The organism is Variovorax sp. LjRoot84 (genome assembly GCF_964254305.1).
Lineage (GTDB): Bacteria > Pseudomonadota > Gammaproteobacteria > Burkholderiales > Burkholderiaceae_C > Variovorax.
Genome location: NZ_CAXUTE020000002.1, coordinates 1,206,792 through 1,226,983, shown reverse-complemented (window position 1 = coordinate 1,226,983; position 20,192 = coordinate 1,206,792). Strand labels below are relative to the sequence as shown.

20 protein-coding genes and 1 riboswitch are annotated in these 20,192 nt (G+C 66.6%); of the genes, 5 read left to right on the top strand and 15 right to left on the bottom strand.

Features of this window, described 5'->3' with window-relative positions:
• Positions 1-2: 2 nt before the first annotated feature.
• The 11 genes from ACSQ9I_RS36640 to ACSQ9I_RS36590 form a co-directional block, all read right to left on the bottom strand.
• Complete coding sequence (locus tag ACSQ9I_RS36640) at positions 3-1,004, bottom strand: ABC transporter substrate-binding protein (protein ID WP_436316851.1); 1,002 nt, start codon at positions 1,002-1,004, stop codon at positions 3-5.
• An 11-nt stretch (positions 1,005-1,015) separates the two neighbouring features.
• Complete coding sequence (locus tag ACSQ9I_RS36635) at positions 1,016-1,783, bottom strand: ABC transporter permease (protein ID WP_093110601.1); 768 nt, start codon at positions 1,781-1,783, stop codon at positions 1,016-1,018.
• Complete coding sequence (locus ACSQ9I_RS36630) at positions 1,780-2,526, bottom strand: ABC transporter ATP-binding protein (protein WP_093110599.1); 747 nt, start codon at positions 2,524-2,526, stop codon at positions 1,780-1,782. Before ACSQ9I_RS36630 ends, ACSQ9I_RS36635 begins: the two co-directional genes overlap by 4 nt.
• A gap of 8 nt (positions 2,527-2,534) precedes the next feature.
• A complete protein-coding gene (locus ACSQ9I_RS36625) occupies positions 2,535-4,004 on the bottom strand; it encodes an acyl-CoA reductase (RefSeq protein ID WP_436316850.1) in 1,470 nt (489 codons plus the stop codon).
• A complete protein-coding gene (locus tag ACSQ9I_RS36620) occupies positions 4,001-5,119 on the bottom strand; it encodes a long-chain fatty acid--CoA ligase (RefSeq protein WP_436294279.1) in 1,119 nt (372 codons plus the stop codon). Before ACSQ9I_RS36620 ends, ACSQ9I_RS36625 begins: the two co-directional genes overlap by 4 nt.
• Positions 5,120-5,342: 223 nt before the next feature.
• Positions 5,343-5,436: riboswitch (TPP riboswitch) on the bottom strand.
• Positions 5,437-5,818: 382 nt separating this feature from the next.
• Entirely contained in the window at positions 5,819-6,160 is a 342-nt protein-coding gene (locus ACSQ9I_RS36615; RefSeq protein ID WP_436307531.1) for a hypothetical protein, read from the bottom strand.
• Positions 6,161-6,322: 162 nt separating this feature from the next.
• Positions 6,323-6,508: a phytochelatin synthase family protein gene (locus ACSQ9I_RS36610; protein WP_436316849.1), complete on the bottom strand. Its 186-nt coding sequence runs from the start codon at positions 6,506-6,508 to the stop codon at positions 6,323-6,325.
• Positions 6,509-6,715: 207 nt separating this feature from the next.
• Positions 6,716-7,579: a hypothetical protein gene (locus ACSQ9I_RS36605; RefSeq protein ID WP_436316848.1), complete on the bottom strand. Its 864-nt coding sequence runs from the start codon at positions 7,577-7,579 to the stop codon at positions 6,716-6,718.
• Between the two features lie 13 nt (positions 7,580-7,592).
• The gene (locus ACSQ9I_RS36600; RefSeq protein WP_436316847.1) at positions 7,593-9,248 is read right to left on the bottom strand and encodes an amidohydrolase family protein; all 1,656 of its coding nucleotides are present in this window, start codon (positions 9,246-9,248) and stop codon (positions 7,593-7,595) included.
• 3 nt (positions 9,249-9,251) lie between these two features.
• Positions 9,252-10,481 carry a hypothetical protein gene (locus tag ACSQ9I_RS36595; protein WP_436316846.1) on the bottom strand — a complete coding sequence of 410 codons (1,230 nt, stop codon included), beginning with the start codon at positions 10,479-10,481 and terminating at the stop codon, positions 9,252-9,254.
• Positions 10,482-10,512: 31 nt separating this feature from the next.
• Entirely contained in the window at positions 10,513-12,558 is a 2,046-nt protein-coding gene (locus ACSQ9I_RS36590; protein ID WP_436316845.1) for a S41 family peptidase, read from the bottom strand.
• A 668-nt stretch (positions 12,559-13,226) separates the two neighbouring features.
• Between ACSQ9I_RS36590 and ACSQ9I_RS36585 the strand changes: the two genes are divergently transcribed.
• Both ACSQ9I_RS36585 and ACSQ9I_RS36580 read left to right on the top strand, forming a co-directional pair.
• Positions 13,227-13,574 carry a hypothetical protein gene (locus tag ACSQ9I_RS36585; protein WP_436316844.1) on the top strand — a complete coding sequence of 116 codons (348 nt, stop codon included), beginning with the start codon at positions 13,227-13,229 and terminating at the stop codon, positions 13,572-13,574.
• Between the two features lie 135 nt (positions 13,575-13,709).
• On the top strand, positions 13,710-14,162 hold the full coding sequence (locus ACSQ9I_RS36580) for a pyridoxamine 5'-phosphate oxidase family protein (protein WP_436307536.1): 453 nt from the start codon (positions 13,710-13,712) through the stop codon (positions 14,160-14,162).
• Positions 14,163-14,323: 161 nt separating this feature from the next.
• Here ACSQ9I_RS36580 and ACSQ9I_RS36575 read toward each other — a convergent pair whose 3' ends face one another.
• Complete coding sequence (locus ACSQ9I_RS36575) at positions 14,324-14,794, bottom strand: HugZ family protein (protein ID WP_436316843.1); 471 nt, start codon at positions 14,792-14,794, stop codon at positions 14,324-14,326.
• 145 nt (positions 14,795-14,939) lie between these two features.
• Between ACSQ9I_RS36575 and ACSQ9I_RS36570 the strand changes: the two genes are divergently transcribed.
• On the top strand, positions 14,940-15,125 hold the full coding sequence (locus ACSQ9I_RS36570) for a hypothetical protein (protein ID WP_436316842.1): 186 nt from the start codon (positions 14,940-14,942) through the stop codon (positions 15,123-15,125).
• Positions 15,126-15,217: 92 nt separating this feature from the next.
• Here the strand turns inward: ACSQ9I_RS36570 and ACSQ9I_RS36565 are convergent, their stop codons facing one another.
• The 3 genes from ACSQ9I_RS36565 to ACSQ9I_RS36555 all read right to left on the bottom strand — a co-directional run bounded on the left by ACSQ9I_RS36565 (position 15,218) and on the right by ACSQ9I_RS36555 (position 17,772).
• A complete protein-coding gene (locus ACSQ9I_RS36565; protein ID WP_436316841.1) occupies positions 15,218-16,837 on the bottom strand; it encodes a hypothetical protein in 1,620 nt (539 codons plus the stop codon).
• Between the two features lie 164 nt (positions 16,838-17,001).
• The gene (locus tag ACSQ9I_RS36560; protein ID WP_436316840.1) at positions 17,002-17,193 is read right to left on the bottom strand and encodes a hypothetical protein; all 192 of its coding nucleotides are present in this window, start codon (positions 17,191-17,193) and stop codon (positions 17,002-17,004) included.
• Positions 17,194-17,286: 93 nt separating this feature from the next.
• Positions 17,287-17,772, bottom strand: coding sequence for a hypothetical protein (locus ACSQ9I_RS36555; protein ID WP_436316839.1), 486 nt, complete (start codon positions 17,770-17,772; stop codon positions 17,287-17,289).
• Between the two features lie 128 nt (positions 17,773-17,900).
• Here ACSQ9I_RS36555 and ACSQ9I_RS36550 point away from each other — a divergent pair, with 128 nt between their 5' ends.
• Together ACSQ9I_RS36550 and ACSQ9I_RS36545 are read left to right on the top strand one after the other, a co-directional pair.
• Positions 17,901-18,779 carry a DNA/RNA non-specific endonuclease gene (locus ACSQ9I_RS36550; RefSeq protein ID WP_436316838.1) on the top strand — a complete coding sequence of 293 codons (879 nt, stop codon included), beginning with the start codon at positions 17,901-17,903 and terminating at the stop codon, positions 18,777-18,779.
• A gap of 763 nt (positions 18,780-19,542) precedes the next feature.
• Positions 19,543-20,136 (top strand): JAB domain-containing protein, encoded by a 594-nt coding sequence (locus tag ACSQ9I_RS36545; protein ID WP_436316837.1) that lies wholly within the window; start codon positions 19,543-19,545, stop codon positions 20,134-20,136.
• Positions 20,137-20,192 lie beyond the last annotated feature (56 nt).

Genomic DNA, 20,192 nt, shown 5'->3' with positions numbered 1-20,192 from the left:
CTTCATCGCGCCGGCAGCAGTTCCGTGCTGACCACGTCAGAGACCTTGATGTCGTGCCCGATCAGGCCCAGCTTGCGGTAGGCGTCCGCGGCCTTTTGCAGCGACTCCAGGTCGAAGGCACCAAGACCGTTTTTCCCGGTGGTGGCCGACACGGAGGCGGCATTGCGCAGGCGGATCACTTCCAGGTTGGTGGGGCGGTCGGTACCGTCGATGGCGTGTTTCACCGCCAGGCCAGCCGCCTCGTCGGGGTTGGCGATCATCCACGCCGCGCTCTCGCGATAGGCTTTCAGGAACCGCTTCAGCAATGGCTTCTTCTGCTGGTAGACCTGTTCCCGCACCACGAACAGGTCGCTCGACACGTTCAAGTAGTTGCGCACCTCCATCACGTTGACGTCGCCCAGCCCCTTACGCTTGCCCACCAGCAAGCCGGTGTCGGTGGCAGCAGTCGCATCGACCTGGCCTTGCAACAGCGGCGCGAAGTTCAACAGCCCGGTGACGACGATGGTGACGTCGGATTCGGACAGGCCGGCCTGGTGCAGCAGCACCAGCAGGTTCTGGCGGGTGCCGCTGGACAGGCTGTAGACACCGATCTTCTTGCCCTTTAGGTCGGCCGGGCTGGTGATGTTGGCGGACTTGAGCGAGACCACGTTGAAGACGTTCTGTGGGTAGATGTCGTAGATCGCCCGCAGCTTCTCGCCCTTGTCGAGGGCCGAAAAGAACGCACCCGGATCGGTGAAGGCCACGTCCGCCTGTCCCGTGAGGATGTTGCGGATCGCGTCGCCCCCGCCGGCGCCCGACACGTAGGCCAGATCGATCCCGTTGGCCTTGAAGATGCCCTTGTCGGGCTCGACCAGCAGGTGCGTGATCTCGGTGATCGGCTTGCTCCAGCCGGCCACAGTGATCTTCTCCAGCGTGTCGGCAGCGTTCGCCCCGCCTGCGGCTACCAAGGTGAAAAGCGCAGCGGTTGCCAGCAGCGCGGAACGGCGTGCGATGGATTTGTGCATGGACGTTTCCTTCATGAGATTCGGGTGTAGGGCAGCAGCAGTCGTTTCTCGACCGCGAGCGTGACTTGGTACAGCAGCAGGCCGAGCGCGGCGATGACAACCAGCACCGCGAACATCAGCGGCGTGTCCATCATTCCCTGCGAGGCGATGATCAGCGCGCCGAGCCCCTGGCTGGCGCCGATGAACTCCCCGACGACCGCCCCGACCAGCGCGAGCACCACCGCCACCCGCAGGCCCGCCAGGATGCCGGGCAGGCCGGAAGGCAGCTTCAGGCGCAGCAGTGTCTGACGCCGCGTGGCGCCTAGCATCCGAAACAGCTCGAGCCGTTGCGGGTCGACCTGCTGCAGGCTGGTCACGGTGTTTTCCATCAGGGGGAAAAAGCAGATCAGCGCCGTGATCACCACCGTCGACGTCATGCCGAAGCCGAACCACACGATGAAGAGCGGCGCCAGCGCCAGCTTGGGGATGACCTGGCTGATCACGATGTAAGGCTTCAGCACGCGTTGCAGCAGCGCCGACTCGGCCATCGCCACGCCGCTGATGAAACCAATCAAGCAGCCGGTGAACAGCCCGAGCACCAGCTCGAGGCCGGTCGTGCGGATGTGGGGCCACAGGTAGCCGGTGGACAGGCCCATCCAGAGCGACTTCATCACCGCCGAAGGCGCCGGCAGGACCAGGGCCGAAACGCCGGAGCCGCGCGACGCCAGCTCCCATCCCGCGAGCAAAGCGAGCAGAAGCGCCCAGGAGCAGAACTGCGTGCGCGCGGAGGTCAGCTTCATACCGTCGCCATGTCCATCGCGTCGCGCACTTGCGCGCAGTGCAGGTTGAAGGCTGCGCCGTACCGCATTGCCGGCGCGCGCGGTTTGCTCACCTCGACGCGGACGTCCTGCACGATCCGGCCGCTGTCCATCACCGCGACCCGGTCGCCCAGATACACCGCCTCGGAGATGTCGTGCGTCACGAACAGGACGGTGGTGCGGCGCAGGCGACACATGTGCAGCAGGTCGTCCTGCAGCTCGCCGCGAGTGATCGCGTCCAGCGCGGCGAAGGGTTCGTCCAGCAATAGCAACGCCGGCTCCAGGATCAGTGCGCGCGCCAGAGCCGCGCGGCTTTGCTGGCCGCCCGACAACTGCCGGGGGTAGTGCTGCGCATGGGCCGACAGACCGAGCAGCGCCAGCAACTGCTGCGCCTTGTCGATCTCCCGGGCGGTTGGCTTGTGTTGCAGCGACACCGGCAGCAGTACGTTGTCGATCACGCGATGCCACTCGAGCAGGGTGGGCGACTGGAACACGAAGCCGAGCTGCGGTCCGGGCGCAACCACCTCCCTGCCCTGCAACCGGATGCTGCCCGTTTGGGGATGCAGCAGGCCCGCGGCGAGCTTGAGCAAGGTCGTCTTGCCGCAGCCGCTGCGCCCGACCAGGCAATGGAACTCGCCTTCCGCGATGCGCCAGTCGACGCTGCGCACCACCGGCGGCCAGCCGGGGTAGGTGAAGCCCACCTTGTCGATGTCGAGGAAGCTCACGAGCGCTCCTAGTCCGCGTACGGCGCCAGCTTGTCGGCTGCAAGTTCTGCCGACTGCTCGATCTCGACCATCCGCACCAGGTCCAGCAGGTTGAACCGGCCGTCGTGATGCCAGCCCGCCTCCGGCGAGGTCATCGAGCCGATGGCGGTGATGCGGGTCACGCCGGCTGCTCCCAGCAACTCCGACAGCCGGAACAGTTCAGCCGGTGCTGCCGCCACGCCCGCCGTTTGCAGGAACGGGGGGTGCGCTTCCACTTGCGCGATCACCTGTTCCAGCGAGTCGACCGCGACGACTTGGAGACTCCGGTTCAGCGCCGTGGGCGCCAAGGCCCATGCTTCATCGGCGTAAGCGACGCCAAAGGCCGCGCCGTCCTCGCCGATCAGCTCGCTGACAAACTCGCCGCCCGCCGACATCGACTGCAGCTCGATGGCTTGCCTCCATCCGGCCACGGCGGCTGAATCCTCCAGCGCCAGGGCCCGGCGCGGGAAACGGTTCTGCAGGTTGGCGAGCTCGCTGGCGAGGTACTGCGCGAATTCGCGCGGCGACACCTTGCCGCCGCGTTCCACGTAGAAGACATGGGGCGAATAGCAGCCCTGCTGGTCGTAGCGCATCACGTCCCAGGCGGCCAGTCGTGCCGTCGCCGGCGCGCGCAGAGTGTCGAGGGCCGCGGCGCTCACCAGGCCGAAGCCCAGCTTGTGGCCGTACGGCAGAAAGCGCGTCGTGACCGGCAGCCGACGGCGGATCTCTGCCAGCGAATCGTTGGCGCCGTAGGCGAGCACCGTGTCCGCCTCGGCGTAGAGGGCCGACGCCTGTTCCTCCTCGCCGCCTTTCCACCACACCACGGCCAGGCAATCGGCCAGCGGCGGGTGGACCTCGGCCAGCAGCCGAGCGAACAGGCCCGCGAACAGCGGCTCCGCGCTTGGCAGCTTGCCGATGTTGCCGGCCTTCACCAGCAATCCGCAGACCAGGCTCCACAGCGGCAGGGCCGGAACGTTGCCGGCCCAGCTGTGAACCAGCAGATCCGGCCCGAACGCCCTGGCCGCGCCGCCCTTGGGTCGCGGCTGGAACTCGTCCAGCACTTTGGGATTGGCGAAGTCTTCGGCGACGAAGCGGTGCAGTTGCGGCTCGCGAAAGGTCTTGAAGAAAGCCGTGAGTCCCAGGCGAACCATATCGGCGTCGTAGCCGCTGACGATCGGCAGCAGCCGGTCGGCCTGTATGCGGTAGGCGTCGGCCGGGTCGAGCAGGCGGGCGATCGCGCGATCCACCACGGCCACGATCTCCGACACGGTCATCGTCTTCAGATGGAGGCGGCAGGCCTGCTTGACCCGCAAGGCGAGCGCGGTCATCTGTTGCGGGCTCAACACGGGCACGGCGACTTCGAGCCGCGTGGCGCCCGATTCGAAGACCAGAAGCTGCCACTGCACTTCCGCCGGCGCCAGGCCAGGCAAGTAACCGGCAGCCGCGTGCAGCGTCGTCATGCCGCTGCCGCCCGGATGAATTCCTCCACCGCCAGCGAGCAGCCCTTGGCCTGCGCGCCCTCGGCGCGACCGAGCAGCAGGAACCCTCCGTCGGCTGCCAGGCCCACGTCCTCGGTCAGGATGGTGGTCACGGAATTGAAGTTGGCAAGGTCGCAATGGACCAAGATACCGCGTTCGCCACGCGCGACTTCGCGGCTCGTGAGCGGGTCGACCAGGCGGGAGCGGATCCAGTGCGGCCCCGACTTCACCGACGGCACGGTAGCATTGCCCGCGTCGTAGAATTGCGTGCTCAGCTCGGTCATGCCGTACATGTTGATGCACTGCGATCGTTCGATGCCGAGCCGGGCGGACAGCTCCGCATAGAAGGCGTCGAGTGGCAGTTCGCGCGACTGTCCCTTGTAGCCACCCGTGTCCAGGACCCGGCTGCCCGCCGGCAGGCGGAAAGATTTTCCACGCTGCTTGAGCTCGTCGATCAGGTGCACGAAGCTGTAGCTGGCGCCGAGCAGGGCGTAGGGCAAGCCGTGGCGTTCAGCGTCCGCCAGCGCATCGCACAGGCCGGGACTGTCCAGTCCCTGCGGGCTCACGAAGTAACGACTCTCCTCGGTGCCGAATTCACTCAGAGCGAGCGCAAGGTAGTGGGCCAGCGAGGAATTGGGCAGCACGGTTTCGGTGGGGAACAGGATCCCCAAGCGCATCCGGCCGCTGCCGTGCATGAACCGACTCGAGAAGTTGCGGATCATCGACCGGTCGTAGACCGCCAGCGTCGGATGATGATGACGGCCCTTCACCTCGCTGCGGGTCGTGCCGCTGGTCATGAAGACGCGGTCCGTTGCGGCCGGCGGCTCGCACCGTAGGTCCAGCTCCTTGAAGGCGTCGATCGGCACTGCCGGGATGTCGCTCCAGCGCTTCACATTGCGCAGGGTCGCGCCGCGCCGCTGGCAGAAGCGTCGGTACGCCTGATTGTTGCCGTACTGATGGGCGAACAGGCGTAACGCCAGCCGATCGAAGTCGTCGTCGGTGCACCCGTCCTGCTCGATGAAGGCGAGGACGTCAGCGACAATTTCGCCGGTTGCACTCGTGGCCCCGGCGGTGTTGTGTCCTGGATGGTTTGACATTCAATTCAGCCGCTGGAGCCGCATCGCTTCGGGCGCGTGCCCATGGTTCAACGGTCCGCCGGAGCTGGCGATAGACAGCACGCGCGGGTACCGGAAAGCATGGGACACAACACCCGCCGTGTGCGTGGGCCGCTCTGCAGAGGTGTTGTTCATGAGGACTCCTTCGTGACCGTCGAACGGATGCTCCGAAGGGCCACCTTGACCTAGGCAGGATTCGCCGATGGGTCAAGGTGAAAGCTCTTCTTCCGCCGGCATTAACCGGTTCAAGTTCGCGGGTTTGAATCTCAGCACTGTCGCGTGCACCCCGGAGCGCGATTGATTTTACATGTGCCCCACGCGTGCCGCTGCACGTGTCCATTGGGCGGCGCGCCGCCAGCCGCTCGCCCAGCTGCCGCACGAAGGCCGGCGTCGCACGGAACTGGCTCCTAGCTCTTCTTCCCGCCAAGCAGCAGAAGCGCGATCTCGGGGCCGTGCAACAGGGCGAGCTGCGCCGCAAGGCCACTGCCACGCTCGCCGAGGCGACCTGGCGCTGCAACATCTTGCGCGAGCGCGACAGCTGCCTGGTGCAGCAAAGCGCGCCTGCGCACGACGAGGCGACGCTCGGCGTGACGGACGCGAAGATCGTGCGCGCCGCCGAAGGCATCGCACTCGGGCCGGAGGCCAAACAGGCCGCTGTCGCGCTTGCTCTGGTCTACCCCGTCACGGCGCGGGGGGTGATCGGGGCAGGTACTCGGCCGCGTGCTCTTGCAGACCCACCAGCCAGTAGCGCGCGTCCGTTGCATCGCCGTGATAGGCGGCAGGCAGCCATGCACCCCATCTGCCGTACTCGGCTTGAAGTTCATCAAGCGGCGGACATGTCACGTCACCGGCTCGCTCCTCGAGCGCTCGTGCCAGCACCGGCCGCCAAGTGGTGGGCAACTCGATGGTGGGCAGATAGGTCGCCGCCATCCTTGCGGCTGTGCGCGGCAGGTGCTCAGCCTCGGCGCGAAGCACACGCAGTACGGCGAACTCGTGCAGGGTTGGGGGTCTGGGCGAACTCATGGGCGTTATCCGGCAGGGTTGAGACACGAGCCCGGCCGACGATCAATGGAACTTCCGGACTGTACTCAAGGTAGAAGGTCCGCGCGTACGAACGCAGGCGAAATGGCGAACTACCCCGCATGCTTTTCACCAGAGTGGCTGTCGGCATCCAGACCCAGCCCGCTACAGCCGGGTTGACATCGAGCACGAGGAAGAGTCCGACGCAGCGTCACAGGCGCTGAGCGGCGAGATGTGGCCACCGCCCTTCTGGCCCACGGTCTTACGCCTATAGTTCACGATCACGTGGTCGCCGCCGCGCGTGAGGTTGTCTGCCCAGGTCAGCGCGGATGGTCTGCTTGGAACGCGCATCGTCAACGACGTCAACTCTTGTGACGAGCGGCATGCGGGCGCAGCATTGCGTCAAACTGGCGCAACTGGTAACCGAAGTCCCGAACCTGCTGCCCAAAGGGGCTGCGGCCAGCGGACCTTTCGGCCTTCCAACAAGACGGTGCGCCACGTCGGTTGTCACCCCCCGAAACTCGAGGACGCTGGCCCGAGGCTCTTGGTCCAGGCGCGCTACCAGGCGATCGGCGCCGCTCCGAAGGCCACGAGCTTCGCGTTGACCGCTGCGAACGGATTCGGCCCGTTGATGAAGCCTGGGGCCACCGGGTGCGGCAGCGCGACCTCGCCGGCCCGCGTTTCCCAGGTGCCCGCCTGGGTGGCAGCCAGCTTTACGCCTTCGTTGGCGAGCAGCTTTTGTGCAAGTTGGCCGAGGCAGAGGAAAACCACCTGTCCGCTCGTTCGCGTCGCCATCGATCGCAGCACCTGGCCGACCACCGGCCGCCAGAAGGGGATGTGGCCGCGCGTCTGCTCCGGCGCGCCGCCGGACTGGTAGCGCGTGATGGTGAGCCCGGCATTGAGGAAGAGCACGCCCTGCGTCTGCTGCAGCTTGTCGAAGAGGGCGCGCGGCGATTCGAGCGCGACGGCGGGCGTCGCGATGTGGCGAACGAAGGTGGTCCAGCTCATCTTCAGCACGGCCGGATCGTTGGTGCGCGCCGCGACCATCATGCGCAGCAGCACTCGCAGGCTGTTCGCGACCGACGCGGCGGGCAGACCCCAGGCGTCGATGTCACCCTGCTCGAAGGAGCGGCCGGTCGCGCGGCTCAGCGCGGGGTAGGGGTCCTGGCCGATCAGGACGCAGCGCACCTTCGCGGGCGCGAGGCCGTCGAAAGCGCGGAACACGTGGGCATCGGCGCGCGCGCCGGGCAGAGGCTTGTCGCGCCGCGACGGGTAGATGGGCTGCAGGTCGTCGTAGGTGAGCGCGCTGCCGACGGCAGTCGGGTTGGGGCTGGCGCCGGCGAGCACCGAGCGCCAGGCGGGCGTGAGGTCGTTGCGCCAGTTGATGGTGAAGTCGTTCAATGCGTCGCGCAGGAGGGCCATGGTGCGGCGGCGTTCACGACCAGAGGTCGCGCAGCCCCTCCTTGATCGTGTCAGGGACGTTCCTCTGCGTGTCCAGCGCGTCGAGGTAGCCGGGATCGTCGACGACGGTCAGCGCATCGATGGCGAGCGGCATGACGGCGGCCGAGAGCTTCTTCGTTTCCGCGAACACCGGCCGCATCGCCGCGGACCGCAGCGTGCGGCCGCCCGGCACACGCACCGGCAGGTTGGCGCGCAGCTCGACGCCAGTGTCGAGGATCTCGTCGAGCGCCAGCCGCCAGGTGTTGGCGCCGGCGCGCGCCATCGCCATCGGCGAGATCGGCCGCGGGCGCTCGGCCCTGCGCGCGAGCGCGGGCAGACCACGCAGCGCGCGGGTCAGGCGATCGCCTGCGGCGGAGAGCGTGAGGTTCTGCGTCAGCGGATCTTCGCCCGGGTGCGCAAGGAACAGCATGTGGTTGGCGCCGCCGATCTTGAGCGTCTCGCCGGCAAAGCCCAGCTTGCGCATCAGCGCTGCGTCGCCGATGCGACCGACGCCGTTGATCATCACGAGCGCGAGGTCCGACTCCTTGGCGCGGATGAGTTGTTGGTAGGGGTCGCCCGCCGTGCCCTCGACCACGAGGAGATCGGCGCGCTTGCCCACCTCGATGGTGCCGACCACGCGGTCCCAGCCGAGCAGCCCGGCCGGCTCGCGCGTGACCATCGCGACCAGTTCGCGCGCCGTGAAGATCCCGCCATTGGCCTCGCTGAAAATGTGCGCGACCTTGAGCTCGTTGAGCAGGTTGCGGCTGCCCGAGGGCGCCCAGTCGCAGCCGAGCGAGATCGGCACGCCGGCCGCCTTGGCCGCGGCGATGTCGGCGGTGCGGCCGTACAGCAGCATGTTGCTGAAGGGCGACCACACCATGCTGCCGCCGTTGGCTGCGAGGACCTCGAAGTCCGGCGCCTGCAGCGCCGCCGCGTGGATGCCGCAGAGCGAGGGCGTGATCGCCCAGCTGGCGCCGCCGATCTGCAGCGACTGGAAGGCGCGGCGCGCGGTCGCGTCGGTGCCTTCGGAGAGGTGCAGCAGGTAGCAGCTCTTCTCCTTCTTCAGCCGCGTGAGAAAAGTCTGCGCGTCCTTGGCCGCCACGTCGGGCACGCGCGTCGAGGCCGCGGGCAGCGAGGCTTCGTCGTCGGTGGCCTCGACGTTGCGCACCACGCCGCGGAAGTAGCGCCGGATGCCCGACTGGTTCGCCAGCGTGATGCCCTGGCCGGTGGTGGTGCCGCCGACCAGCGCCTTGGCCTCGACGTAGCGGCAGATGGACGCCAGCAGCTCGGGCGTGGCCGCGAGCGTCTGCATCGGCGCGGAGATCTTGCTGTGATACTCGGCGTGGCGGCCCCACTGGCCGCGGTTGCTGAACTTCTTCGGCACCTGCCACAGCGGCAGCACGTTGTAGGGCATGTGGTTGTGCAGGTCGATGAAGCCGGGGTAGATCGTGCCGCCCGTGGCGCTCACCGCCGTGTTGCCGAAGCCCGCGGGCGCCGGCGCCGTCGCCTCCTGCACCGCGACGATGTCGCCGTTGTGCGTGTAGACGCGGCCGTTGGCAATCACCTCGGCGTTGCCGTTCATCGTGACGACGCGACCTTCGAGCACGACCCTCGGGCTGTCCGCCGGATCGATGGGCTTCTTGGTGGCCATCGTTCAGTCGTCCCTGCCCGCGGGCCGGATGTTGATGCCGTGCGAGCGGTCGAGCCGCAGCGGAGCCGCGCCGATGGTGGCGCGCGCGCCGCCCTGCGGGCTCGACGACGGGCCTTCGGTCTGCGCCCAGTTCGCGATGCCGTTCTGCAGCTGCAGCGAGTAGTCGAGCGCGAGCGCGTTCGAATCGAAGGGCGTGCCCGACTTGATGTTGCGGAAGTACAGGCGCAGCGTCGCCGCCGTTGCGCCGGCCGGCGGTATCGCCGCGCGCGTCGGGCGCGAGAGGTTGGTCTGCACCTGTGCCGTCGAATGGCACGACAGACAGGACGAGCGCGGGTTGTCCACCGGTCCGTTGAGCCGTTTCTCGAAGCCCAGGTGCTGCGGGATCTGCAGGTCGGCGTTGATCTTGGTCTGCTGCAGCGCCTGGCCGCTCCCCACGCGGGTTGGGTCGTTGCCCCACATGAGGCCGACGGGCACCAGCTTGTCCCAGGGCGTCGCGCCGGGCGCGTTGCCGTCGTAGACGAAGGTGCCGAAGACCCAGCCCGTGGTCGAGGCCGCACGGCTATCGCGCACCGCCACGTCGACCTGCAGCAGGCGCAGCGTGGGCCGCGGGTTGGTGTTGTGGCTACGGTTGATGTCGGCCTGCCATTCCACCGAGCCCGCGAGGTAGGGCACCTGGCTCACCGGCGCCTCGGTGAAGATCAGCTTGACGCTGACGGCGCCCACCGGGAACTTCGCGACACTCGGGTTCGGTGCGTCCGGGTCCTTCCACACGCGCCCTAGCGTGTAGCCACCGCGCGGGTTGTAGACGCTGACGGCCCAGTTCTCGAAAGTGCCCGTCTGGGTCGGGGCCAGTTCGCCGGGGCGCGAACTACGCTCGCGCGTGAGTCCGCGCACGAACTCGCGGCCGGCCGCGCCGACGTGCATCCACGGGGCGTGGTACCAGCCGCGCGTCGTGTTGTTCTGCACCACGAAGTCGACCTGCTTGTTGCCCTCCAGCGCGTAGTCGAGCACCGCCTTGATGTACTCGTTGGGCTGGGTGCGGAAGTCGAAGCTCATCCACGGGCGCGAGCCGACGGCGGGCAGCGTCTGCGGGTAGTCCTGCTTCAGCTTGAAGACCGGCCCGGCCCAGCCCGCCGGCGGCGTGTCGCGGGCGTCGGGAAACTGGGCCGACGCTGTCGCGCAGCAGAACGACGAGACCGCGACGAGTGCGGCCCAGGAGATGCGGAAAGTCAAGAGCGTGCTCCTTGTTGTTGTGTGAGCCGTGTCAGCGGCGTGCCTCCACGCGCCGCTTCTGCAGCAGTTCCTCGCCGCCGAAGCCGAACAGTTCGACCACCTTGGTGCCGGCCGGGTACGGCACGACCACCGGCGCGCGCGCGCGCAGGGCAAGGCTGCTGCCCGGATGGCCGTCGAAGAGCACGTCCAGCCGCGTCAGCCCGGCGTGCCGCACGGTGATCTCGCGCGCGGTCTTGCTCGCCTCGACGATCAGGCTGCTTCGGCGCTGCCGCTTGAGGAGCTCGAAGCAATGGGCCAGCAGGTCCGGGTTGCCGGCAAGCAGGTCGTCGCGCGTCATCGCGTACGGCGTGCCGCTGATGCCGACGTCCTCGATCGGCAGGCCTTCCGACGGGCCCGCGCGGGTCGCGCGACGGAACGCGAAGGACATGCCGATGCCGTCGGGCAGCGTCGGCAGCTCGAAGTCGGTGCCGGCCATCAGCAGGCGCAGATCCTCGTAGTCCCAGACGTTCGCGCCGCCGGCACCGGTGGCCTCGCCGACGCAGACGAAAGGGCCGATGCCGTTGTCCACGAAGCCCGCGCTGAACAGATCGCCGGAGGAGTAGGTGGTTGAGTCAGCCACGAGAACGACCGGCCCGCCGTACTGCTGGCCGATCGCGTTGCACTCCGCGAAGCTCGTGATGGGCAGCGGCTGCGAATACAGCTCGCCGTTGCGCACCGCCGCTTCGAGCGACTCCTTCCACGGCCCGAGCTCTCCTTCCATGCCCGGCAGTGCGGCGAGCGTGCGCGTGAAGGCGGTGCACAGGATCGAGAAGCGCGTCGGCTGGATCGGCTTGGGCGTGAAGAGCTGCAGCGCCGATTCCGCCGCCAGGATGTAGCCGCCCGGGTTGCCGCGCACGTCGATGATGAGCCCGTTGTCCGGCAGCAGAGGGATGAGCCGTTGTAGCTCGGGGATGAAGTCCTCCGGCGGGACGTCGAAGCCGTAGATGCGCAAGTAGGCGATGGCTCCGTCCGGCTGGGCCAGCGACGTGGCCTTGAGCGTGCCCGTGAGCTCGGTCGCGATGACCTTGGCGGTCGGCGCCTTGCGACCGGACGACGACTTCGGTGTCGGCTGCGCACTGGCCTGCTCGCCGGTCAACGCGCCGGGCGCGAAGAGCAGCATCTTGGCGCGGCGCGCGATCGCTGCCGCCGGATCGACCGCGCGCGTGTGCCGCAGGCGCGTGGCCGCGCGGCCGGTAGGTCCGCTCGGCAGCATCTCGTCGATCTCGCCCGGGTCGACGACGCGCCAGGGTATCTTGATCTCGCGGGGCGAACCCGTCGGAGCGCCGTCGGCCGCGCTGCTGCGGTAGCCGACCACGACCCAGTATTCGTCGGGCGGCGGGCCGTACTGCAGCGAGCGCAGGGTCAGGCTCTGGACCGACCAGGCGCGCTGGCTGTCGGTGCGTCCGCCGACCTCCTCGTCAGCGTGTCGGCGCACGGCCTTGTCGATCGGCACGCCGTTCCAGAACTCCAGCACCACACCTGGCTTGAAGGCCGCGTCCAGTCCGGCGGCGACGCGAGTGACGACGTAGGTCGGAGAGGCGGCAGGGCCGAACATCTCGACCAGGAAAGGCAGGGCCGCGACCTTGGTCGACAGGCTCGCCGGGCCGGCGTAGCGCGTGTGCGCATCGCGCAGTCGCGTCACCACGTCGGCCAGCTCGATGTGGAATTCGTCGCTCGACAACTGGTCGACCTGCGTGCGCAGGATGCGCAGCCGCTGCACCGGGTCGACGCCGTAGCGCGCGCGCTTGAGCGGCAGGTGCGCGAACACACCTTCGATGACGCGCTCGACACCGTCGACGAGCTTCAGCCGCTCGGCCCTCGTCAAAGAGGACGGTGACAGAAACGGGCCGGTGAACGCGCCGGCGGCGCCCCTTGACGGCGCTCGCCCGGCCCGTGTTGGCGCCGGCGCGCCGACACGACCCACCGCCTTCGCGGCGCGCGCAACTCGTTTCCCGCTTGCTGGCGCAATGGGCGCAGACTCGATGACCTCGGCGAGCGCGATACCCCGCTGCGCAGCGGCCAGCCGGTCTCCGACCATGATCACTCCTCCAGTTCGCAGCTTGGCGATTTCCGCCGAGGGACGCCCACGCCACCTCCAACTCCCCGACGCGCATCGTGACGTGCCGCGGGCCGTGGCGCATCAGACAAAGGGGATATGTCCGAAGCCCAATCGCCTGCCGCTGCCACTGCATGGCTTCGCGATGAAGAGGTAAGCCTGGTGGAGGAACCCCGTGACTCGGGAGTCGCTCGGCATGAGTTCGCAGACCAAGTGACCGTCGAGCGATGTCTCCAAGAATCCCGAAGGGCTGCGCTGAAGGCACGGGATGCGTGACTCCACATGAGGACGAAGATGCGCGCCGCACGCAGCGCGAACTGGCGCGGCTGACACGCAGCGCACCGCACCCAGGAACCGTATCGACTCGTTGCGGGTGCTGCACAACCTGCAATCGAGCGTGAGCATCGGCGGGAGCGATGGGGCAGGCTGGTGGTGGCGCCATACCCGACCTCGGATCACGATCCATCACCCATGCCAGCCACTGAAATGCCGCGCGTCGATTTGTTGACCGACAACGCTTGACATACTGCGTCGACAACGCACCGGCCGACCACGCGGGGTCTGGTCGAATCCGTGACGAGGACGGCCCGAAGCCTGAGCGTTCATCCGTATGATCTCAGGCACTTCTCGCCTCCATACTGGGCGAACAAATGAAGCTGGATCCGTTCGTCTGCGTCGATGAAGTACCGTTCTCGGCCACGAGAGAACAGATCGTGAAGATGCGAGGCAATCCCGCGAGAACGCACCGAAACCAAGTCGGGCTCAATGAACTCGACTACGACTCGGTCGTCTTTCGTTTCCAGGACTGCGGCAGGCTGGAAGCGATCACCATGCAAGCTCCGGTGGTCCATATCGGCAATCTGTCCGCGCCGTTCACTGCGCCTGCATCCTTCGTCCGAACCACCGATCCGTCTGCGTTCGGGAAGGCAGGCTTTCTCATTTCCCCCAGTTTGGGTTTGCCTTCGATGCAGACGAACCTTACCGGGTCACCGCACTGAGAGGTAGCCAGTCACGGTTACCCCGCCAAGGCGCGCATTCGACCCGATGCGGTCAGACCTTGATCAAGATCAAGGCCGAGTCGCCAAACAAGCCCAGAATGGGACGGTCCCTTTTGACGATTGTGGAGGCGACTCATGGACGACGAGATCAGACGGAAGGTCCTGGCGCTGTTGGATCAACATCGAATCATGACGGTTGCGACGCTGCGCCCGGATGGCTGGCCGCAGGCAACGACTGTCGGCTACGTGAACGAAGGCCTGACGCTGTACTTTCTCTGCGGGCTGGACAGTCAGAAGGCAAAAAACCTGGCGCGAGATGATCGACTCTCGCTGACGATCGACCACGACACGGCGGATTTGATGGCGATCACCGGCTTGTCGATGGCCGCACGTGCGCATGCGGTGGATGATCGGGCCGAAGCGGAGAAAGTCTTGCGCCTGCTACCTCTGAAATACCCTGAGGCGGGGCCTCTGCCGATGAAGATGCCAAGCCCGGACGAGGTTCGCCTGTTCCGCGTCACGCCCTCGGTCATTTCCGTGCTCGATTATTCCAAGGGCTTCGGGCATACGGATCTCATCATTTGCTGATTGCGTCAATCTCACTGCCCTGATGTCCGCCAAGACCCGGATGTTCTTCGAACCCGCATGGCCACATCCGGACATTCAGCACAGATGTGGCTCTGACCTGCCGAAGCCGGGCCAGAGGCGGGCGCTGACCGCTGTCTGGCCGATCGCACCTGTGCATTGCGTCACGCCTCGGCGCGCAAGGCGCGTTTGAGCTCTTCCTCGCCAACGTCACGCGCCGCTGCGAACCCTGAGATCTGGCGGCCGTGATTGACATGAACTGCGACAAACCGGAAATCGCTCAGCTGCGTCATGGGCTCTGCCTCAGGAAAGCGCGCCAAGTATGCGGCTCGGCACAGCTCCCACTCCGGCCCGTTGCTCTCCAGCACGTCGGCGTCGCCCCCCAGAGTCGCGCGTGGAAGCGCATGCACCGGCTCACCAGGCAGCTCGTGCTGCATGACAAGCACAGATACCTTGGACCTGTCTCGAAGGTAGCGCGTATGGGCGGCCAAGTCGCTGACATGAATGATCAGGCATCCAAGAGATGGCTCCACCGCGAACGGGATCATGGAAACAAACGGCGCTCCGTCATCACCCACAGTGCCTAGGGCGGCCGTACGGCGCGAATGCAATAGCATCCGCAGCTCGTCGGTCAAACTGGATTCACGAGGCATAGGTTCCCCCTAACATTCGCGGCAAGCGCAGTGATTCTGACCGAAGCTTGGCGAATCAGGCAGTGACACGGCGCGACAAGCTTGACGACCTGGATGTAGGAAGGCAGCGAACATTTCAGTGCGGCTCTTGGTGGTGATCGAACGTCAGCAAGCGGCGATCGCCCACCTGCCGGAACAGGACTGGTCGCTGCGCGTGACCTTGGGCTATCGCCGCGGCACGGACGGCGAGTGGCAGCTTGCGCACCGGCATGCGGATCCGCTGGTGCACGGGATCGATCTGGAGAAGGCGGCGGCCAATGCGCGGAGTGCATGACGGGCGTGGCGACATGAGCGCGAGCCCGCGCCAGCGCTGGGAGTGCGGGCGGCGCGCCCATGCGCCAGCCGCACTCCGCGTCCGGCGCGCCTTTACGACAATGAATCCGCGGGCTTGCTCGTCAAGCCAGTCAGCTCCTTGGGAATGGGCGCAACGATCAGCTTCCTGGTACCCAGGATCAGCAGGTTGCTGCCATCCGGCGTGAGCCGCATCTTTGGCCGGTAGCAGTCGTAATTGGGATAGCTGGCCGTCTGGCAGCCCGGCATGTCGGGAACGGTGAAGCTCCCGACCAGGGGCAGGTTGAGCTGCGTGCCGGCCTGCGCACTGGTGTCGAAGACCTGGACGACAGGCGGCGACGAATCACCGGGCTCGACGGCGTAGGTCAGCACGTACGCACGGCGCCCATCCGGAGACATCTGAGCTGCCCTGACGCCCTTGGGCGGAGGAGGGATCCTGCCCACCGTGCCGAAGGCCCGGTCATAGACCGTGTTGCCCATCATCAGGAAACGATCGCCGTTGGCGCTCAGGCTCGTCAGGTAGTAGAAGAAGGTCAGCCCGACGGGATTCGGTCGCATGATGTCGTCGGACGCATCCATGTAGAGCATCGGCGGCTGCGGCGATATGGCGGCCGACTGCGTCACCATCAACCGGGATCCATCGCCAGACACCGCGAAGAACTGGCTCCCGTAGCAGTGGGCGCAAGCGGGCGATGCGTTTCCGAAGGTGGAAGTGCGCAGATCGAAGTAGCCCAATCCGTGCCAGCCGGTGCCTGTGCCCGTGGACATCCACAGCTTGCCATCGTTGGTGAAGGCGATGCCCACTTCCTCCATGTTCCCCTGGTCGCCGATGCCGGCAGGAGAGGCATGGCTGCTTTTCACACTGAAGCCCGCCAGGTCGACCAAGTTGACCTTGCCGCTGGCATCGGTCGCGGCCAGCACGCTGCCATCGGTCGCGAGAGCGATGTCGCTCAAGCCCGGAATGGAGAGTGTCGAGCCTGTCCAGCCCGCGGCGCCAGAGCGGAATCGCACGATGGCACTGAGACCGGCTCCGCCGTAAGGGGTCGGATACGAGGCGTAGATATCGCCATGCGCGGCGTCGTACACCATGGTCTTGGGAACGCCGAGGCCACTGGTGTCCAGCGCGGCGTACACCATGGTCACGGTGAGCGTGTAGCTGACCGTCCAGGGCGAGCCGACGTAGTTCACCGCGCAGGCCGAGTCAGGACAGGCCTGAAGGACCAGCGTGCCCTTGTAGACGCCGGGAGGCAGGCCGGTCTTGGGCTTGATGGCGATGCGCGCAGACCGGCTCGTGACGGACACCTGTGCGTTCTCGAGGTTGGGATCTGTTTGCCCACTGGGCGACGTCACGCGCACGAACAGGCCACTGGACGGCGTGCCTTCGGCAACGGCATTGACGACCGCCTCGCTGGGCGTGGTGGCCCCCATCTGGTAGGTCATCGTCAGCGTGGCCGTGTCGAAGGTGACCTTTAGGCTGCTGTCCGGCGTCGGCGTCGGCGTCGGCGTCGGCGTCGGCGTCGGCGTCGGCGTGGACGTCGGCGTGGACGTCACGCCCGCCACGGGAACGAAGCCGCCACCCCCGCCGCCTCCACCTCCGCCGCCGCACGCGCTCGCCAGGAGCAACGCCCCGACGCCAAGCAGCCTGATCAGCACGGCCGAGGCCCGGCCACGCCTGAGCCCCCGAGTCACTTGCATGCTCAGATACATCTCCATACCCTCAAAAGCAACATTTAAACTTTAATTCTTACATATAACGGTTGCTCTGAATACATAGGTACTACGAAAGTCGAATGTGCTGGTGCGCGTCAAGCCAGAGCCTGCTGCCCCAGCCGCTCCGGCAAGCTTCAGGCGCCTGCTCTTCACTCAGGAGATCGAGCGGATGGCATTGCTCGGCGCCGCGAGGGCCGAGCGCAAAGGCTCAGCGGGATGTTCTGCGCCGGCAGGTAGACCAGGCCGGTCTGCGGGTTGAAGGACATCGAATGCCAGTTGTGCGCGCCGAAGGGGCCGGGAATGCTGTCGCCGGGCTTCTCGTTCTGGCGCGCGGCGGCCACTTCGATCGGGCGGCCTTAAGGACTTCACCCTGATTGCTTACACGCTGAGCGCCTTCGACCCGTCGGTGCGTGTCCCCGCGCCGCGGCGCTGACTCACATCTGGTTGTAGGAGCGCCTACCCTGCTTGCGGGGCCAAGGCGCGGCGGCTGTTGCTGCTTTTGCTGGCGCCGGTGAGAGGTTCCCCTTGAATGGCGGGCCAGTGTTCTTCCAGGCCATTCCATCGTTGGGTGGCTGCCTAGCGACCGATCGGCGAAGTTCAGCTTCCTCGATCCGTTGGGCGGCGGCCTCCCGGGCTTTGAGTTTTTCGGCGCGCTCGAGCTGAGTGACCTCACGCTTGTTCAGTGCAATCTCGCGCTCGTTCAGCCCTTGCTCCCGCCGATTCAACTCCTCTTGATCCGTCCGCACTTGGTTGACCAGCGACCGGCGATCGGCTTCAAGCTGACCACGGAGTGCCGTGACCTCCCCCTGCATCCGCGCTTTTGCGACTCGCACGGAAGCCTTGGAAAGCATCACGCCCACGACGGCTCCAATGGCGACGGCGGCGGCGCAGGCCTGGATTTCAGCGAGTGGGTTGGACATCGGAGGAGGTGGCGGGTTGGTGGAAGGCAGCGGCGTTTGTCGGTTGCTGGCTCGGCCTCACGCGGCGAACAACCTATCGGAGTTCACGATTGGCCCTGTATCGTTGCGTCAACTGATCTCCCACACCGATGTTCCCGCACAAACGTAATCCTTTCGGTTTCGCTTCAAAAACACTGGTCGCAATCGCGCTGGCAAGTGGCCTTTTCGCTCTGGCTGTTCCAGCTGCCGCCTGGAACCTTGGCCCCCTGGTCACCAAGCACCTTCCTGGCGCAGCTCGTGACCAGGTCGGCGTCCCGGTGGCGCTGCCCGGCGGCCGCAACTTCAGCGCCTGCCCCAACCTCTTCCCGCAGCAGGCCCCGCTGAATGTCGCCTCTGTCAGTGCGGAGTGGAAGCCGACCGCGCTCTGCTCGACCAATTTCGCCGTCCTGTATTCGGGTCTCAGCAAGACGCCGCTGGTTGTCGTCGAACGGCTGAGCCGCGCACAGATCGATGACGCCAAGGACGAACAGCGCACCGAGCAGTTCTTTCCTGATCCGCGGCTTCCCGCCGGCGCTCGGGCCGAGCTGTCCGACTATGTGGGCTCCGGCCTAGATCGCGGGCACATGGCGCCAGCGGGCGATCAACCGGATCAGCAATCCATGGCGCAGTCGTTCGCCTTGTCGAACATGATCCCCCAGGACCCGACCAACAATCGGAAGATCTGGTCGAAAGTGGAGAAGGACGTGCGCAAGTTCGCGCGCCGCGCGCAGGGTGCCGTTTATGTCTTCTCAGGACCGATGTTCAACGGGCCTCGCCGCACGATCGGCGCGAACCGCGTGTGGGTGCCTTCGGCCATGTTCAAGCTGGTCTACGACGAGGCCTCTGGACGCTCGTGGGCATACATCCTCCCGAACACGGCGGACGCTCGGATCGAAGCGCCGATGGACTATCAGGCGTTCGTGAAGGCAACCGGCTGGAATCTCCTGAGCGCCGACGCAGCGCAATCGCGCCGCGGCGCGGAATTTTGAATCGGCATGCGGGCCGTGCATCAGTCCGAAAGGGGCGAGCGAAATGAAAATTTGCACGAAGTGCGCAGTCGCCAAGCCGTACGCGGAATTCGAACGGCACAAGACGACCAAGGATGGCTTTCACACTCACTGTAGAGCGTGCTGCGCCGAGCAAAAGCGTGTGTATTACAAAGCCAGCAAGGAAACTATCGATGCCAGGAACAAGGTGCGATTTGACCCCGTCCGGCACCGCACTTACGCCTTGGCCGCGCGTGCCATCGCAGGAGAAAGCGCAGGGGGATCAAGCAGCAATGAGGCAAAGCGCTGCTGTTCTTCCATCGACCATCGGTCGATTCGCGCGCGGTGAAGATTCCCTGCCGGAGGCTTTGGGCGAACAGCCATGGCCGATGTCGTCGCGACCGCAAAGAGATGCCGCGAATCGATTGAGTTGAAGGCTGGGCGCCCACCGGCTGCACGCCGGTGCCGGGCTGTTCCAGGTTCGCGCGGTCGCGCTCATCCCCTCACGGGGACGTGCCTCTCGGCCCGCCTTGCGCATCCCTGGCGCGGGATTGGGAGCGGTTGCGTCCCGGGGGTTGGTGAGGGTGGGGGAGGGCTTGCCTGTGTGCCCTCAGCGTACCCCACCGTTCTCGCGTTCAAGGCCCTGCGCGCGCTTCGCGTGCTCGGCGCGTGCCGCGCGCCTGCGGCGGCCTTGAGCGCTGCGCTGCGGCGGGGTGGTCCGGGGTCACGCAGGCAATCCCGCCTGTGTCACCCACAGGAGTTCACCATGACCGCATCCTTCGATCTCACCGCCCAGCAACGCCGCATCGTCGATGCCTTGCGCCCCATTCTTGGCGTAGAGGCCGAGGCGCTGTACGAAGCTCATGGCCGTTCGCTGCACAAGCTCGCCGCCTTCGCGCGCGACTCGTCGCTGCCCGGTTGCCGGCGCCTGGCGACCAGCCTGGCGCTGGCGCAGGAGCTGCTGGCCGAGGAGATGGCGGCCGCGCCGGTGTTCGACTCGCCGGCGGCGGTGGGCGATTTCCTGAAGCTGCACTTTGCCGGGCAGCCGTACGAGAGCTTCGTGGTCATGTACCTCGACGCGCAGCATCGGCTGATCGCGATCGAAGATCTCTTTCGCGGCACGATCGCCCAGACCAGCGTGTACCCGCGCGAGATCGCGCGCAGGGCCCTTCATCACAACGCGGCCGCCCTGATCGTGGCGCACAACCATCCAAGCGGTGCGGCCGAGCCGTCGCGTGCGGATGAAGTGCTGACGAAGGCGCTTGAGGCCTCGCTCGCTCTGCTCGACGTTCGCGTGCTCGATCATTTGGTCATCGCCGGAACCCAGGCGAGTTCGCTCGCACAGCGCGGGTTGATGTAGCGGCAGGGGCTTCGGCCCTTTTTTCTTCTGGCTCGCCGCATGACGCGGCTTCGAGG